Source organism: Oleiphilus sp. HI0132 (assembly GCF_001635845.1).
In genome coordinates, this window is sequence record NZ_LWGJ01000889.1 from 1 (window position 1) to 450 (window position 450).

Here is a 450-nt window from a genome sequence, read left to right on the forward strand (position 1 = left end):
GGGTCAATTAACAGTGCGCGTTCTTTTTGAGAGAGCCCTGTATTTGAGATAACAGCTCTAGTCATACGACACCACCTTATTCATAAATTCAGACACAACTAAGTATGAAATACTCATTCCCTTCTGGCATAGNTCTGATAAATATTAAATGGTAAAAAATAGAGGGTATAAAAAGGAGCGAGCCTGTCAAAAGTACAGGCTCGCAATCAAGTCCTAGCTAAACCTAGCTAACCTCGATCATTTGAACAGTGCCATCAGGTAATACTTCATGCATATGACCTTTAGGCTCATCCAAGAACTGAACCAGAGCCAAGCAAGCCACCGCAGCACCTGCAATCACCATAAAGAAGGTCGATGCATCAACAAAAGAATAGACCGTCAGGAAGGTCACGCCACCCACGTTGCCATAGGCGCCAACCATACCTGCAATTTGGCCAGTCATACGACGCT

General features: G+C 44.1%; 1 pseudogene. It reads right to left on the reverse strand.

Annotated elements, in window-relative coordinates:
- Window positions 1–223: 223 nt before the first annotated feature.
- A pseudogene (locus A3766_RS10070) lies at window positions 224–450 on the reverse strand (MFS transporter); the annotation flags it as partial.